The organism is Lactobacillus sp. M0390 (genome assembly GCF_016102085.1).
Classification (GTDB): domain Bacteria; phylum Bacillota; class Bacilli; order Lactobacillales; family Lactobacillaceae; genus Lactobacillus; species Lactobacillus apis.
The window spans coordinates 1-495 of the sequence record NZ_JACFPH010000023.1; the positions used below are offsets into that span (position 1 = coordinate 1).

General features: G+C 50.9%; 1 rRNA gene. It reads right to left on the minus strand.

From position 1 onward, the window contains the following. A 16S ribosomal RNA gene (locus H3R25_RS09190) occupies nt 1-414 on the minus strand; the annotation flags it as partial. Nucleotides 415-495: the final 81 nt, after the last annotated feature.

The following is a 495-nucleotide window of genomic DNA, read 5'->3' on the forward strand; positions in this document are numbered from 1 at the left end:
CCATCAGACTTGCGTCCATTGTGGAAGATTCCCTACTGCTGCCTCCCGTAGGAGTTTGGGCCGTGTCTCAGTCCCAATGTGGCCGGTCAGTCTCTCAACTCGGCTATGCATCATCGCCTTGGTAGGCCGTTACCTTGCCAACTAGCTAATGCACCGCGGGCCCATCCTGTAGTGACAGCTTTAAAGCCGCCTTTCCCAGCTTGAGCATGCGCTCTTGCTGCTTATTTGGTATTAGCACCTGTTTCCAAGTGGTATCCCAAGCTATAGGGCAGGTTGCCCACGTGTTACTCACCCATCCGCCGCTCGCGCTCTTGACTTCCTACCGAAGTATTCCGTTAAGATTGCTCGCTCGACTTGCATGTATTAGGCACGCCGCCAGCGTTCGTCCTGAGCCAGGATCAAACTCTCATTTTTTAATGTTTGTTTGAATGTTTGCTCATTCGTTCCAAGATTTGCATCTCGGATTTATTTGCTTGCGAAATTGACTTCGCTCTT